We start from the raw sequence: 16,217 nt of genomic DNA on the forward strand, positions 1-16,217 counted from the left end.
TATTTTCAGTAAGAAACAGCTAATCTTCACCATGAACATTTGGCCAATTCTCTGACCGATTAATTATCGTTAACAATCCATAGGTATCTGAATTGGAGAACGTTTTTTATTGGTCGTATTTGGGGAAGGGTATGAATGTTAAAAGTTTAGGTTTACTTTTATTCTTGGTTATTTCTTGGTCAAAATTTGCAGCAGGCAATCTGAAAAGATCATGTGGGGTACTTATCAACTCTGGAGGCGACACATTATTATTTTATGATAAGAATGGTGTTAAAGAATTCGAAACAGAAATGAAAGATAAACGGTTAATGTCGAAAAAATATTCATGCGCATGCATGACTTATAAATCTGAGAATGAAGAATAAATTCGCGGGATAACAAAAGTTGAATTTGTGAATAAAAAACTTGCTCAAGAAAGAAAGAAATAGGTGAAGTTTACGTTTCAAAAATTGACAGGGCTGGATATGGTATGCCTCCAGCAGGTATAGATAATGACAAAAGAAGTAATTTATATTTGGGTTGTGCTTACACATCCCGATTAGAAAATAAATTTTTCTTCTACAAGGGAGATATAATCATTATTTATACATTTAAAAAGAGTGGGATTGCATTTGCGAAATTTGGCTTTTGTTCACTTGATGGTAAAAAAATGAAATGCCGAAGATATTTTGAGTCAGGCATTGAGAGAGGCCGTCCTAATGAAGAGATTAATTATGTTTGCGTAAAAGGGAACTATGTAGAGGAAGGCGTTCATGTGATTTATGTTCGGAATGGTGATGTGGCATTTGTTGAAATTAAAAATAGAGATTTTAAAAAAGATAAGGTGCTTTTTGATAGATACCCCGAGAAAACCAAACGATCTTTCTATTTTAGTTGATTTTTATAAATATTGACATATGAGAGTTTGAATGCCGTATTCCCTTAAGCATCTTCCTGAACGTTACCCTCGATCAGCCCCACCAAAGACATTCCGGTGGTTTGCTGTTCTGGCGTTAATGCTGGTCATTAGTGTGATCCTCATGCGTATATTTGGACGCTACATCGATAACAGCTACTTCTGGTTAATTGCTATTGGCACACCAGTCGTTGTGTGGATTGTCAGTTTCGGTATTCGCATGTGGTTCTGGTCATTACAGGACAGTAAAGCGAATGGTTTCGACAGCCGCAGGGAACAATGGATTTTACGCGAGACCCGGAGGGCTAGGCGCGCGCTTCAAGTGCTGAATACTACATATATAACGGCTTATCCTGAGATTGAGAAGGACGTTGTTGCTACCGCGATGCTGAACAATCGAAGCATCATCGCCTCCCAGGCTGACTGGAAAGGAGAAAAAAGTAAACGGTTGAGCCGCATTCTGGTGGGACCAGAAGATACACCGGAATTACTCATATCACGCCTGCTTTCAGAACTCATTGCTGGTCTGCCTGTCGATCGGTTCCCCGCACATGCCTTACTGGTTGTTGTTCTTGATATTTCATCATCAGTGTCGCTCGATGCTGTCCGTGATATCTGGCAGCAAAAATGGCAGGAGAGTGGCATAACCTGCGCTGTTGAGTATCTCGATGGATCTGGTCCTGGCGTTATTGATAGCTGGATGAACAATCGCTTTAAAGAGACCGCAATGCTGCTGATTGTGTCACTTCAGATTGCACCAGTGGTTTCAAATAACTCTGCTGAAGCGGCAGTGGCCATTCTTCTCGGCAATCGCCTGACACAGGAGGCTCTCGAACCTGTTGCTTTGTTGCATCGCCCGGACCCCGCCCCACCAGGAGGGCTGGAAGAGGGGATGCGAATGGCCGCCTATAACGTTCCGGTCAAAGAAAATATCGTCAAACACCTGTGGCTTGCCGGCTTGACGAAAGAGCAACGCGCAGAAGTGGTCGGGAGCCAGAATAAACACCCCGCCCAGTCCGTTGAAGACGACGCTGTAGTAAACCTTGACGTATCAATGGGACATGCCGGTGCAGCCGCTCCCTGGCTGGCTATTGCTGCAGCCACAGACATCGCCCGACAAACTCAATTACCGCAGATGATCATCAGCGGCGACACCACACAGGATGTGCTGTGGAGCACACTCGTTACCCCGATTGCTTCCCGACAGGAGATGGACGCGTGAGGTTGAAAGCTCTATTACCGAAAACAACGGAAGGCTGCTACCGTGCTGTCGCCCTGCTCTTCCTGGTCCTGCTGGCCGCCATGACATTTATTGTCTGGAAACATCCTGATATGGCAGGCCTTCAGCCTGACAGCGAGCAACAGACTTACTGGCTGATTGCCGGAGTCTGCATCACGGGATGTGCGCTGTTTGCTTCACTTTTGCTTTTGCTCGCAGTTCGAAGTGCCGGGAAGACTGAATTTGATGAGCTGGTGGATGGCACAAACGGCGATGATGAAAAAAAGAAACAAGAAACTGAGAAGGTCGCTGTTCATCCGGCCGTAGCGATGTGTAACACCCTTAGACGCCATTTGCATTCACGTTTCGGCCTTTTCTGGCACCGTAAGGTCTGCCTGTTACTGATATCGGGTAACGAAGAAGCCATTGAGCAACTGGTCCCCGGCCTGCAGAAAAATCAGTGGCTGGAGGGGAACCGCACGGTGCTGATTTATGGTGGCAGTCTGACCGCTGAACACGACAAAGAAAAATATACTGCCCTGCGCAAACTGCGTCGGGGCCGCCCTCTGGACGGTATTGTCCGGGTACTACCACAGACGCTGAATCTCACCTCTCAAATCAGCGATAACGACCTGCGCGGGTTTGAAAAAATCAGCGAGCTGTTGCGCTATTCGGCTCCCGTCTGGATATGGAAGCTGTGCGACAGTGACTGGTCGCAAACGAACCGCACCGAACAGGCCGTTGGGGCGTCGTTCCCGCTGCGTGCCAGGACTGACGATGTGACCCATCAGCTGGAGTCGATGCTCTCCGGGTTACGGGAACAGGGGGTGAGTCACATTGCTCAACACCGGCAAAACGACTTTCTGCTGCGTCTTGGCCAGTCTCTGAAAACAGGCGGTATCCGCCGCTGGGCAGAGCAACTGGCTCCCTGGATGTATGCCACTCAGCAACGCATCCCGTTACGTGGCCTAATGTTCAGCCTGCCACAGAGCCAGCCTGCAGAAGACCCGGAGGGAGCCACACCGGTGACGGCCGGTGAAGAGAAATTTATTCCGGTATCACAGCGCCATGCCCTGACGTTACCTGTCACCTGGCAGGGGATTGTGGACGACTGTACCCGGGTACGCGGTCGCCGTGTCGGGATGGCCTGGGAGCAGACGCTGGCCTGGTCGCTGATGGCTGTCATCGGCGTCTGGGGTGCGGGAACGCTGCTGTCGTTTGCGGTAAACCGGTTGCAGATTTTTTCTGTTGCCGAACAGGCCTACGCCCTGGTGGAACACCCTTCCGTTTCCGATGACCAGCTGACTGCACTGCATACCCTGCGTAACCATGCGGGTCGCCTGAAGCATAACATCAGCGAGGGTTCGCCGTGGTACCAGCGGTTTGGCCTCGACCATAATCAGCAACTGCTCGATGCCATGCTGCCGTGGTACGGCGTGGCGAATAACCGCCTTATTCGTGACCCGGCAAACCTTGCCCTGCAGCAGAAGCTCAGTGCGCTGGCAAACTCGGCCCCCAATAGTGACCAGCGCGCGCAGCTGGCGAAACCGGGGTATGACCAGCTCAAGGCCTGGCTGATGATGTCACGTCCGGATAAGGTTGACGGCGTGTTCTATGCCGAAACGATGAAGTCCGTGCAGCCTACCCGAACAGGCATTTCCACCGGATTGTGGCAGAGCCTGTCACCGGATTTGTGGGCCTTCTATCTCTACGAACTGCCGAAGCAGCCGCAGTGGAAAATCACTCCGGACGCGCAGCTGGTCAGCCAGAGTCGTCAGGTGCTGCTCCAGCAGATTGGTCGCCGTAACGCCGAAAGCACGCTGTATGAAAACATGCTCAAATCCGTTCGTCGCAACTTTGCGGATGTAACACTTGAAGACATGACCAGCGGCACTGATGCCCGCCGCCTGTTCACCACTGAAGACGTGGTGCCGGGGATGTTCACGCGTCAGGCCTGGGAAGGGGGCATTCAGCAGGCGATTGAGAAAGCAGCAACTTCCCGTCGTGATGAAATCGACTGGGTGCTGAGTGACAGTCATAAGGCACTATCTGCTGACCTGTCGCCGGAAGCCCTGAAAGCGCGCCTGACGCAGCGTTATTTCACCGACTTTGCCTGCCGCTGGCTGAACTTCCTCAACAGCCTCCGACTTAATTCGGCGAACAATATCGCCGATGTCACCGACCAGCTCACGCTGATGAGTGATGTTCGCCAGTCCCCGCTGATTGCGCTGATGAACACCATTGCCTGGCAGGGCCAGACCGGTCAGAAAAGTGAAGGGCTGTCTGACTCCATTATCAAATCAGCCAAAGACCTGGTGGGCGGAAGTGAGAAGCCAGCCATTGACCAGACTGCATCCGGTCCACAGGGGCCGATGGATGAAACCTTTGGTCCTCTACTAACCCTGATGGGGAAAAACACTGGCAGCAACGTGATGTCGGCCGACACCTCGCTCAGTCTGCAGACCTGGCTGACGCGCATCACTCGTGTCCGTCTGCGCCTGCAGCAGGTCGCCAGCGCGTCGGACCCCCAGGAGATGATGCAGACTCTGGCCCAGACGGTATTCCAGGGTAAAAGTATCGATCTGACCGATACCCAGCAGTACGGCAGCCTGATTTCGGCAAGTCTTGGCGAAGAATGGAGTGGCTTTGGCAGCACGATATTTGTGCAGCCGCTGACCCAAGCCTGGGAAACGGTTCTGCAACCGTCAGCCGCGAGCCTCAATGACAAGTGGAGTCGTTCGGTGGTGGCCAACTGGCACACGGCCTTTGATGGCCGCTATCCGTTTGCCGCCAGTAAAAGTGACGCCTCGTTGCCGATGCTGGCGGAGTTTTTGCGTAAGGACAGCGGACGTATTGAGCGCTTCCTGACCACGGAGCTCAGTGGTGTGCTGCACAAAGAGGGCAGCCAGTGGGTGCCAGATAAAGTGAACAGCCAGGGGCTGGTGTTTAACCCGGCGTTCCTGAAAGCGGTCAACCAGCTGAGCCAGCTGTCAGACATTCTGTTCACCGACGGCAGTCAGGGCATTAGCTTCGAACTTCAGGCCCATGCGGTACCGCAGGTGGTGGAAACCCAACTGACCATCGATGGTCAGCAGTTGCACTACTTCAACCAGATGGCCGACTGGCAGACCTTCCGCTGGCCGGGAGACACTTACAAACCCGGTACGATGCTGACCTGGACTTCGACCAGCGCAGGTGCGCGGCTGTTCGGGGATTACAGCGGAACATGGGGTTTCATTCGCTGGCTGGAGCAGGGTAAACGTCAGCAACTTGATCGCAGCCAGTGGATGATGAGTTTCACCGCTCCAGATGGTCGCACACTGCAGTGGGTGCTGCGTTCCCAACTGGGCAAAGGCCCGCTGGCACTGCTTGACCTCCGGGGGTTCACCTTACCGGACCAGATTTTCAGTGTGGACAGCGCCGCCACGGCGCAGGCTCCGATGAGTTCAGGAAACAGTGATATGGACGGAGTGGAATAACACAATGAGCACACTGCAGAACCTTGTGACTGCCTGTCAGGCTGATGAAACCCAACTGAAACAACAGGCACAGGCGCGAACGGAAAGCTGGCATCGCTGGACAACACCCGTCAGCGACAGTCACCCGACCGGTGAAGATCCCGGATACGACGATGATTTCCAGCGTATCCGTGAAGAGGTCAATAAACTCTCCGGCATCGATACTGCACTGATTTGCCAGCTGGCGGAAAAGCTGCTCACCACCACCGCCCTGGACATTCGTGTTGCCACCTATTACTGCTGGGCGCGCCTGCATCAGGATAGCGAAGCCGGGTTCGCCGAAGGACTGGAGTTGCTGGCCGGGATGCTGCAGCACTTTGGCACGCAGTTGCATCCGCAGCGCGACCGAAGCCGTAAAGCCTCACTGGAGTGGCTGGCGGGCTCCCGCGTGCTCGACAGCCTGTCGCTGTATCCGGAAGTCGTGGGTGATGACGCACAGCGTACTGTCGGCGCGCTGTTGCTTATCCGGGAATGCCTGGAGTCAGAGCCGGAAGCCTCCCGGCCAGAGCTCAATGCGCTTTACAGCGCACTGGGATCCCGTCTGATGAAAGCTGGCGGCGTGGATGCGGTGGTACCGCAGAACGCCAGCAGCACGCCAGCATTCGTACCTGACATGACGGGGAGCACGGCTCCCGTGCTGACCCGCATCACGTCCGGACAGGATCTGCTGGCACAGGCCCGCACGCTGACGGGCTACCTGCGTGAACAGCCTGATGGCTGGCTTGCCGCACACCGGCTGATGAAAAGCCTGCGTCATGACACGCTGAGGGCGATCCCGGCTCCGGATGCGGAAGGGAAAACGCGCATCGAACCGCCGCGAGCAGATCAACGGGCTATGCTCAAGCGCCTGTACCTGCAGAAAAGCTGGTCGGAAATGCTGGAGCAGGCTGACAGTGCCTTTTCCCGTGGCGCCAACCATCTCTGGCTGGATCTGCAATGGTATATCCATCAGGCGCTACTGAAATCCGGGCAGAACGTCCTCGCAGAGATTATCGTGGCCGACCTGAAAGGGCTTCTTCGCCGCCTCACCGGGCTGGAAACCCTGGCCTTTAATGACGGGATGCCGTTTGCCGATGAGGTCACGCTGAACTGGATAAGCGAAAGCGTGCTGGACGATATGCCGGGCTGGAAAGATGAGCCCGTCACCGCCATCAGTGCCATGGACAACGATATTCTGGCCCTGGAGCCGGAAGCGCTGGAGAAAGCGGACAGCGAAGGCCTTGATGCCACACTGCAGTGGCTTCAGACCCGGCCGGGAACAGACAACGCCCGTGATAAATGGCTGCTGCGCCTGCTGATGGCCCGCGTGGCTGAGCAGAAGGGAAAGAATGAGCTGGCCCTTCATCTTCTGGGTGAACTCGATGGGACTGCACAGTCCATCACCCTGACACAGTGGACGCCAGAGCTGCTGTTTGAAGTCAAATCACGCCGCCTCCGGCTGCTGCGCATGAAAGCCACCCGCAGTGAAACCGACAAATCGCGCTTCCAGCCCGAGATGGATCTGCTTCTGGCGGGTCTTATCGCGCTTGACCCGGCAAGCAGCGCGGTACTGTGCGGATAATCAGGACTGAATTTATCAAGGAGAGCCACACATGGCAGAAGGTAACTATCTGGTACAGGGTGATAAAACAACCTGTGGCGGGAGAATAACGACGGGTGCAGAGGATCACACCCTTTTTGATAAACCCGTTGCCAGAGAGCGGGACAGTGTGACCTGTGGTAAGCATGCCGGGCTTTTTAAAATTGCCGGCGGTATCGATAACGACACCATTCATGACCGGCGTATGGCTGGCACCCTCGACAGTTACAGCACCTGCCCCTGCAAAGCAAAATTTATTCCGTCGATGCTGGATGATACGTATGAGGAGAGCAGTGGAGCATCTACAACAGAATCAGCAGCAGGCTTTGCAGCACCTGTGCAAACTTCGCCAGAATTGCCGGGTTATCTGACCGGTAAGCAAAAGCCGACTGGCTTTGTACCTGATTATCCAGTTTTACGGAATACTCATGATTTACCAGATGGTAATTTGAGGGCTATGCTAAGGCAAACTAATCAGGATGTGATGCTGCTTACTCTTCTTATGTCGCAGCCGCTTACAGGACTATTGATTTCATTTTGAACGATGAGAGGTCTTTAGCGGAATTCATAGGATCTCTGGCTACTGATGTAGTGAAAATCGGCATTGTATCAGTAGTCACATTTGTCGTTGGAAGTGTCGTAGTGACCCCGTTGATTGCATTTAACCTTGTAATCGTCATTGGCGTTGGATTTTTTGCTGCCTGGGGTTTAAATAAGCTGGACCAGAAATTTGGTGTGACAGACAAAGTAGTTGAGTACATTGATGCGGCTCAACAAGAATTTGCTGAAAAAGCTAGAGAAATGGAAGATGGTTTTTGGGACTTAGGTTCTATGCTTGCAGGGAAAATGTTAATAAAAGGAAAGCAAATTATAGAATCAGAGATTAGAGGATATTTGAGAGGTTCGATTGGTGATATTACCAAAAGGACATACTAATATATGAATAAAAAAGCCAAGACTGTTTTTTCAGTTGTTATATTGTTGGTTGTTTCTATTGTGTCATTTTGCTTTTGGTTGAGCGAAATCTCTGATTATCTGGAATTCCCTGAAGAGATTGTTTTTTCGTGGATATCATTAAGTCTTATATCGATACCGATAATGTTTGCATTTCCCTTATACTGGTTTTTCCTCTCACTTCGACATGGGGAGAAATATGCACTAAAAAAAATTAATGGAATTATGCCGCTTTTTAAGCTTATGTGTGTGTTTACTTTTGCATTATCATGTGCAATGTCGTTTGGTTATTTATCAGCACTAAAAAGCAAAGGTTATACTCTTTGCTCGGGAGTACCCTCTGGATGGACACCAGGAACAGCAAGTAAATATGTAGTAGATAAAAAATTATGTTTCAGTTCGGGTTTGCAACATGAAAGATAGAGTCCGCGCATTTTTCGCTATCATTATCATTCCTGGGTTGTGCTCTCTGAGTTTTTATCTTGAGGGAAGTATATTTAAAGAATATTTCAGCGTTGGTGATGAGATTGTTTTTTTCATGGTTAACCGTTGCTTTGGTTGCGTTGCCTTTTGTAATGATATTCCCACTGGTCTATTTTATTCTGGCCCTCTTCAAGGGCAAAGAGTTTGCTTTCAGGAAGATTGATTACTATGTCGTTTATTTAAAATGGTGTTGCATTACTATCGTTGTACCAGGTTTGTTGTACTCCATCCTCTATCCAAAAGAGCTGATTAGCAGAGGATATGTACGCTGCAATGGCATTCCATCGGGTTGGACGCCAGGTACAGCCACTCGTTATGTAAAAGAAAGATTTTCCTGTAAACCATATTGATGAGCGACCTTTTCTATTTGAAGTCGCCTGTCGATTTTTGGAATTCCCTTCATCGCTCATCATGCAGTAATTAACTAAACAGAAACTACTATGGACGACTTAACCCTGCGTTATTACGACGCCGAAATGCGCTACCTGCTTGAAGCAGGTGAAGAATTTGCCCGTGCTCACCCCGAGCAGGCGGCGATGCTCAATCTTGATAAAGCGGGCGCCCGTGACCCGTATGTCGAACGCCTGTTCGAAGGCTTTGCGTTCCTGATGGGGCGTCTTCGCGAGAAGCTGGACGACGATCTGCCGGAACTGACCGAAGGGCTGGTCAGCCTGCTGTGGCCGCATTATCTGCGCACCATCCCATCGCTATCCGTGGTCGAGTTTTCTCCCGACTGGCGTGAAATGAAGGAGCCGATGCGGATAGCAAAAGGCTTCGAGGTCCATTCCCGACCCATTGGTGAGAAGGGCACGCGCTGCCGCTATACCACAACAAAAGAAATAAGCCTCCAGCCGCTGTCGCTTGCGCGGGCGAGTCTGGCCACCGATCCGGATGGCCGCTCCGTCGTGACGCTGCGTTTCAGTTGTAGCAAACTGGCGGACTGGAGCCGCATTGATCTCAGCTATCTTCCTCTCTATCTCAATGCTGACGCACCGCTAGCCTGTGCCATGCACGAAGCCTTTACTATGAACGTGGCCCGGATGTGGTTGCGTCTTCCCGGAGATGTGGACAGAAGACCATTTGATGGTCACTTTACTGCGCTTGGGTTCGGTGACGACGATGCGCTGTGGCCGGCGGGAAACAGCATTTTCAGCGGCTACCAGCTGCTGCTGGAGTACTTCACGTTCCGTGAGAAATTCATGTTCACCGGGCTGCGGAGTCTGGATACCGTGGCTTTCCCGGCTGAGCTTCCCTGGTTTGAAGTCGACGTCGTGCTGGCCGAACGCTGGGAGCATGACTTCAGCTTTACGGAAAAACATTTGCGGCTGAACTGCGTGTCGGTGATTAATCTGTTCCCGCTTGAATCTGATCCGCTAACGCTCAACTCGCTGCAGACGGAATACATGCTGCGCCCGATGCGCGTGCAGGATGGTCATACCGAGATCTACGCGGTGGATTCGGTGGTGCCATCGAGCCAGCATACCTACGTGCCGTTCTCAAGCTTCCGGCACAGAGGCGGCATGATGCGCCATGAAGCACCGGAATATTATTATCACACCCGCGTACGGCGCGGTCCTTCAGGGTTGCATAACACCTGGCTTATCCTCGGCGGCGAAGCGTTTGATAATCACACCGTGCCGGAAGACGAAAGCCTGTCGCTGGCGCTGACCGGGACCAACGGGCAGTTGCCGCGCCGCGCCCTGCAGAGCACCGTTCTCGATACGGTAATGAAAACCACCTCCGCCAGTATTACCGTGCGTAATCTCTGTGCCCCAACGCTGCCCTGTTATCCGCCAGCCCAGGATCGTTTTCACTGGCGTGTGCTGAGCCATCTTGGCAGCAGTTTTCTTTCGATGATGGATAACGCGGAAGTGCTGCGTGGGACGCTGGCGCTGTATGAGTGGACTAACAGCGAGATAAACCGCCGTCGCCTCGAAGCCATCATTGAGGTTAAACACAGAGAAACCGAGCGCTTTGAGCAGGGCTATCTGGTCCGTGGCGTACAGATTGAGGTGACGCTCGACAGCCATGGCTTTGCCGGGCGCGGCGACATCTGTCTGTTTGGTGAAATGCTGAGCCGCTTCTTTGCCCTCTATACCGATATCTACCTGTTTAATCGCCTGATTATCATCTTGCAACCAGCCGGAGAGCGCCTGGAATGGGAAGAGAAGCACAATCGCCGCATTCCCGGCTGACCCCGCGGCTGGAAGCCGACCTGCACCGCATTAACTTTTACCGCTTCTGCCAGCTACTGGAGAAACGCAATCCAGGCAGACCGCTGATGGGTTCAACCAGCCATCCGGCTGATGACCCGGTGCGTTTTGCCCCGCATCCGGGAATGGGCTTTCCGGCCAGTGAGCTGAAGGCCGTCGAATACGACGAGGATGACGACCGTAAATCGCCGGTTGTTCGCACCACTTTTATGGGCATGTACGGCGTCGATTCACCATTACCGACAGCCTATCTCGATGACATCACGCTGCGCACGGAAGGGCACGAGGCGCTGCAGAGTTTTCTCGATATCTTCAGCCACCGCATTCTGACGCAGTTTTACCGCATCTGGCGTAAATACTCTTACCCGGCAAGCTTCGAGCCCGGCGGGACTGACAGTATTTCACAGTCGCTGCTGGGCCTGGTAGGACTCGGCATTCCCGGAACGGCGAAAAATATCGCCACTCCGGTCTCGCGATTTCTGGCACTGCTTGGTGTGTTACAGCAGCCCGGAAAAACCCAGCAGGGGATGCAGGCACTAGTCAGTTTGCTGGCGCCGCATACCCGGGTACAGGTCAGTCCGTACTGTCTGCGCCCAGTAGAAATCATCCAGCCGCTGGGCTTTTACGGCGATGAGGATTTTCTGCTGGACGGCAACACGCTGCTCGGTGAGGAAGCGATGGATGCCAACAGTCAGCTGCTGATTGCACTCTCGACAGAAGATGAAAAAGAGTCGCAGGGCTGGAAACCGGACGGTCTGCTGTACCAGGATTTTCTGGTGATGCTGCGGGTCTATCTGGGCTGGCGCTTTAAGGCAAAAATCACCCTGACCACCAGTATCCGTCTGCTGGCCGCGCCGCCTCTGGGCGAAGGCCCGTTCTGGCTCGGCATGAATGGCGTGCTGGGCGCAGAAGAAGGGGAGCTGGCGGACGATATTCCGCAAACCTTTACCACAGAACTGGGTTATTACATGGGGCTGGAGCCCGCCACACCACAACAAGGAAACCGATGTGTTACGTACAAGTTTGATTAAATCCACATGCTGCCTTCTGGCACTCAGCCTGACCGGCTGTGGCGTAACGCAGGATATCTCTGATGGCACCAAATCGGCCTACACAGCCATTTTCTACAAGAAGATAAAGTTGCTGCACCTGGACTTCACGGCCCGCGAAGCCCTGAACACGGATGCCCGTGAAAGCAACGCGTTATCCGAATCCGTTATGGTTCGTGTCTACCAGCTCAAAGACCGCAAAACCTTCGACAAAACGGTTTATCAGCAGCTCCTTAAAGATGGCGACACTATTCTGAAAGACGACCTGCTGGCGACGCGCGATGTGGTGGTGAAACCGGGCGGTGATGCGAACCTGGATATGCCGATGGAAACCGATGCGCAGTTCGTGGCCGTAGTAGGACTGTTCCGCCATCCGGATATGGTCAACAACACCTGGAAGCTGGTTATCCAGCGTGACGACCTGGATCCGGATAAGCCGCGTATTCTGGAAGCCGGGAATAACCATCTGACGCTGCAACCATTGAAGGATGACTAATGCCCCAGGGACATCACACGCCGTCGCTGTATGAAATGCTCACCGGCCATTTTACCGGCGGGCTTCCTCTGCAACAGGTCAATGAACAAAACCAGGTCATCCTCTCAGTGCTCGACAACATGCAGCGCATTCTCAACTGCCGCGCCGGGACGCTGGCGCATCTTCCTGATTACGGCCTGCCGGATATGACCAAAATTTTACAGGGGATGCCGGGTACCGCCCATGAGCTGATGGGGACCCTGTCTGAGGTGCTGCTGAAATATGAGCCCCGCCTAAAAAAAATAGCGGTCGTTCTGCTGGAGCAGAACGTTCCCGGTGAACTGCGCTACGCCATTGATGCTGAGCTGAAGGGCATTGGCTTCGTGCGCTATGGAACCGAGTTTATGCCGGAAGGGCGTGTTCTCCTGCGACATCTTAAGCAACAACAGTATCTTGACACAACAACCCGTCTGTAAGGCCAGATAACACCCTGTCAGTAAAATCACAGTTCCTCAAAAAACTGCAGGCCAGACAGTCTGCCCCGGTCTCGTTTGCCAGCAAGACTCAGGCCGATATTGCAGACTTTCGCCTGCGAATAACGCAGCTTCAGGAACAGATGGACATGTGGCTGGTGGATACCGGACTAAGTGTGGAGGCGTTCACGGCATCCGTCACGGACCTGCTGGTGGAGGGCGGGGCTTTTGATATTTCCGGTATCGTCCTGCGTGTCGACAACCGGGCCGTAAAGTTTGTGCCGGTATTTTTGTACGGCCAGGGCATGACCGGATGCATGGAGGTGACCTTTCATGATGGAGGGAATGTGACGTCACTGGGACGTTTGTTCATGCGGTCAGGTACCACGAACAACTGGATCTTTACTCCCCCATGTACATTATCTCGCCCTGGCAGTGTTTTGATGAAAGTACATTTTTAGTTTGATCCTAACGCTTCTGCCATAGCTGCGGATATTACAGTACCTGTCTCCTTGAATATGCAGAAAGCGAAGCTGCTAAACGATAACCTTCAATAGTTCCTTATACGCCAAATGGACGACTGGTCATGAATGACATCAACCCGCGAAAAATTAAAACCGGTGGCGACCCCAGGGCGCTTCCGGATTATGCCGCCTTGCGTGGTGAGCTGAGTAAGCTGACACATCCGGCTCGCCCGGATGTGAACTGGCATTATGTCGAAAAACTCTGCCTCTCACTGTTTGAGCAGAACGGTGTGGAACTGCAAACGGCGGCCTGGTATACGTTTGCGCGTACGCAGCTGGCCGGCTTATTCGGGCTCAATGAAGGGCTGACGATACTTGAGGCCCTGGTAAGCCATCAGTGGGGGGCGCTGTGGCCTCAGCTAGTCCATGCCCGCATGGAAATCCTCAGCAGTCTGAGCCAGCGCCTGCATCAACGGATGCGTTCGCTCCCGCTGAATTACAGTGACCTTAGCCAGTTGTACCGTGCGGAGCAACTGCTTACAGGTCTGGGAGAGGTATTGCAGCGCCTGGAGCTAAAACATCTCAGCCAGCTCGATACGTTGCGTACCCTGATGTACAGCAGTGCTGTCCGGCTGGAAAACAGCGATGGCATTACCCGTACCGGGTCGGCCATTCAGCCAGGTATTGTGTTGCCTGCCACCGTGATGAATGATGCGACAGCATCCACGAGAGACTTTGCTGGTGAACCGGATGAAGATACGCCAGAGAGTGCAGTGAAGTGGGTTTACGTTGCGCAACCGGAACCGCAGCCAAATGTGGAAGTGCTGTTGACAAAGCCTGCTCCGGTTAAAAAGTGGAAATCCTTCGCTGCTGGCATGTGTACCATGTTGGTGGGAAACGTTGCGGCAATGTGGGGCTGGCAGCATTTTCACCAGCCTGACCCGCTACAGACCCAACTTACAGCCTCACTGATGCCATTTCCTCCACCTATTACGCCTGAACAGCTGAATATATTGCGTCAGCATACTCCGTTACCGCAGAACCTTATCGCCCAGACACAGCAGCAGCTCGCCCGGCTGGAGAAATTGCCTCCTGACTGGGATATTGCATACGGCAGAAAACTCATCGAACAGGTTCAGGCATTGTGGCCGGAGCAGGCAAAGTCCCTGTTACAACAGTGGCAGCAACAGCTTAATGCAGCCGCATTACCAGCAGAACAGCTTAATGGCTGGTATCTGGGAATGACCACGTTACAAAAGCTGAGTGACCGGCTGAACGGACTGGATGAGCAGAAAGGTAAGTACATAACGGTCAGTGAGCTGAAGTCAGTGGTTTTTACGGCTATGCAGTCTTTTAATCAATCAATCCCTGCTGAAGAGCAATTACGGATATTGTCACAAAAGCCATCAGGCGAACCTTTACCCGCTGCTGCCACAGTTCAACTGGAGATGCATCTGAAGCAACTGATTGCCCGCTATGCAGAAATAAAACAGCATGCGTTAAAATAAAAAAGATATTAGAGGGGTACGTCTGCCGCCCGTAATCCAGATCTGACAGGTAATGCTCACAATTCATTGACTGATGTTCATTGATTTATCTGAACAAGATAGTGCGTGTTTTAAAATGTTTGTGAGTTATTGAGCAGATAAAGGGCGAAGAATATAGCCGTTGTGAATAAATTCTTGTTGATTGTAAAGGATTTTAATTGACTGGGCGGGTTCAGTATAGTGTGAGCCTGGCGTCCCCTGCAGAAATCGAACTAGTAGTTAATTTACTGATTTAAAAGGTTTTTACTGAAGTTAAACATTTTATACCATCATAGATACCAACACTCAAAAATAACCTTAAAAACTGTTGTGAGGCACTGAAAAAAGCGTCTTAATTATACTCAATTTTATCGGCCGTTGTTACTGTTTCACAGCTTGTTGATTGGAGAGCTGGTTTAAGGTGATGAGCTGACTTCTACATTGAGCTATAAAAACACAAAGGTAAGGCCTCGGTATGGATACGGTTCAGATCTACAAAGAGCTACAGGCTTGGTTTGACTACGACAACTATGTTGATGTTGAGTCTTGCACTTTGAAAGGTTTACATAAGGAGTTACAGGTCAGAAAGAACATTCTGGCCTCAATTGAGTTTTTTGGAGAAGGGGATATTTATTTTGACCAGATCCTTGCAGGTAAACCTCTATTCAGTAAAACAATTGACCTCAAAACACATCTGGCAGAAAGCCAAACGCACATACGACAAGTCACCTTTGGTCATATTGAAAGCCTCAAAAGATCTCTTGAAATGTTCTCGCAAGAATCGTTTGTCAAAGGTGGTGATCAACTTAAGAAAGAGGTCAGTGAGAAGCCACTTACTCAAAGTATGAGAGCCGTTTTTCTGGGAACAAACGAAAGCCGTGTGTATACCTTTTTTGATCTCGAAAGCTCATCTGATGACGAAATCATAGGCTCGCTTCGTGCGCTACTCCCTGTGTGGAGGAAAGAGTATGGAATCAAAGGCAGGAAGCAAGAGGCTTTCGGGCTGGGAAAAATTCTAAAGTTGGCTGACTACCGTATCCTTCCAATGATGGATCTGCTTATGTGGGCTAAGTTAAAAGATGTCACTCTTTCAAACACTCTCCTTTCCAGAGTGCTTTATCCTAAGCTCACAGATGAAGTTCGAGGAGACGAGCAACTAAAGGACACAGATCGTCCAATAGCTGAAAAAGCATTGTCAGGTGAGACCTGTAAGAATATTGAGAGTTTTATAAACAAAAACCTGCATCTTATAAATGTTACTTTATTACATTTAAGAAGCATATGATTTTATTGGTGGCAACATGCTGTAAAATTTAGTTTTATTAAGTAATCTTAGCATCTAATTTAAGTAAGCCTAATGTTACAGACT

At 51.5% G+C, this 16,217-nt stretch carries 14 protein-coding genes and 1 pseudogene; all 15 read left to right on the forward strand.

Annotated features, from left to right (window positions below):
- Window positions 1-131: 131 nt before the first annotated feature.
- The 15 genes and pseudogenes from HZZ01_RS01170 (at window position 132) to HZZ01_RS01235 (ending at window position 16,133) form a co-directional block, all read left to right on the forward strand.
- A complete protein-coding gene (locus HZZ01_RS01170; protein WP_179895157.1) occupies window positions 132-365 on the forward strand; it encodes a hypothetical protein in 234 nt (77 codons plus the stop codon).
- 104 nt (window positions 366-469) lie between these two features.
- Window positions 470-877 carry a hypothetical protein gene (locus HZZ01_RS01175; protein WP_179895158.1) on the forward strand — a complete coding sequence of 136 codons (408 nt, stop codon included), beginning with the start codon at window positions 470-472 and terminating at the stop codon, window positions 875-877.
- 31 nt (window positions 878-908) lie between these two features.
- The gene (locus HZZ01_RS01180) at window positions 909-2,117 is read left to right on the forward strand and encodes a hypothetical protein (protein ID WP_179895159.1); all 1,209 of its coding nucleotides are present in this window, start codon (window positions 909-911) and stop codon (window positions 2,115-2,117) included.
- 2 nt (window positions 2,118-2,119) lie between these two features.
- Entirely contained in the window at window positions 2,120-5,593 is a 3,474-nt protein-coding gene (locus HZZ01_RS01185; RefSeq protein ID WP_179897011.1) for an ImcF-related family protein, read from the forward strand.
- 4 nt (window positions 5,594-5,597) lie between these two features.
- Entirely contained in the window at window positions 5,598-7,193 is a 1,596-nt protein-coding gene (gene tssA / locus HZZ01_RS01190; protein ID WP_179895160.1) for a type VI secretion system protein TssA, read from the forward strand.
- 31 nt (window positions 7,194-7,224) lie between these two features.
- Window positions 7,225-7,521, forward strand: a pseudogene (locus HZZ01_RS21150) (PAAR domain-containing protein); the annotation flags it as partial.
- 281 nt (window positions 7,522-7,802) lie between these two features.
- Window positions 7,803-8,147: a hypothetical protein gene (locus HZZ01_RS21155; RefSeq protein ID WP_314984659.1), complete on the forward strand. Its 345-nt coding sequence runs from the start codon at window positions 7,803-7,805 to the stop codon at window positions 8,145-8,147.
- 3 nt (window positions 8,148-8,150) lie between these two features.
- On the forward strand, window positions 8,151-8,588 hold the full coding sequence (locus tag HZZ01_RS01200; RefSeq protein ID WP_179895161.1) for a DUF1240 domain-containing protein: 438 nt from the start codon (window positions 8,151-8,153) through the stop codon (window positions 8,586-8,588).
- 500 nt (window positions 8,589-9,088) lie between these two features.
- A complete protein-coding gene (gene tssF / locus HZZ01_RS01205; RefSeq protein WP_179895162.1) occupies window positions 9,089-10,843 on the forward strand; it encodes a type VI secretion system baseplate subunit TssF in 1,755 nt (584 codons plus the stop codon).
- Window positions 10,807-11,892, forward strand: coding sequence for a type VI secretion system baseplate subunit TssG (gene tssG / locus HZZ01_RS01210; RefSeq protein WP_179895163.1), 1,086 nt, complete (start codon window positions 10,807-10,809; stop codon window positions 11,890-11,892). The genes tssF and tssG overlap by 37 nt, the downstream gene beginning before the upstream one ends.
- Complete coding sequence (gene tssJ / locus HZZ01_RS01215; protein ID WP_179895164.1) at window positions 11,870-12,406, forward strand: type VI secretion system lipoprotein TssJ; 537 nt, start codon at window positions 11,870-11,872, stop codon at window positions 12,404-12,406. Before tssG ends, tssJ begins: the two co-directional genes overlap by 23 nt.
- Window positions 12,406-12,861: a type VI secretion system baseplate subunit TssE gene (tssE, locus tag HZZ01_RS01220; protein ID WP_179895165.1), complete on the forward strand. Its 456-nt coding sequence runs from the start codon at window positions 12,406-12,408 to the stop codon at window positions 12,859-12,861. The genes tssJ and tssE overlap by 1 nt, the downstream gene beginning before the upstream one ends.
- A gap of 140 nt (window positions 12,862-13,001) precedes the next feature.
- Window positions 13,002-13,319: a hypothetical protein gene (locus tag HZZ01_RS01225; RefSeq protein ID WP_255434083.1), complete on the forward strand. Its 318-nt coding sequence runs from the start codon at window positions 13,002-13,004 to the stop codon at window positions 13,317-13,319.
- A gap of 125 nt (window positions 13,320-13,444) precedes the next feature.
- Window positions 13,445-14,830, forward strand: a complete 1,386-nt coding sequence (locus tag HZZ01_RS01230; protein ID WP_179895166.1) for a VasL domain-containing protein — start codon at window positions 13,445-13,447, stop codon at window positions 14,828-14,830.
- Window positions 14,831-15,323: 493 nt separating this feature from the next.
- Complete coding sequence (locus HZZ01_RS01235) at window positions 15,324-16,133, forward strand: DUF6387 family protein (RefSeq protein WP_179895167.1); 810 nt, start codon at window positions 15,324-15,326, stop codon at window positions 16,131-16,133.
- Window positions 16,134-16,217: the final 84 nt, after the last annotated feature.

This window comes from Pantoea sp. WMus005, assembly GCF_013415305.1.
GTDB classification, from domain to species: domain Bacteria; phylum Pseudomonadota; class Gammaproteobacteria; order Enterobacterales; family Enterobacteriaceae; genus Pantoea; species Pantoea rara.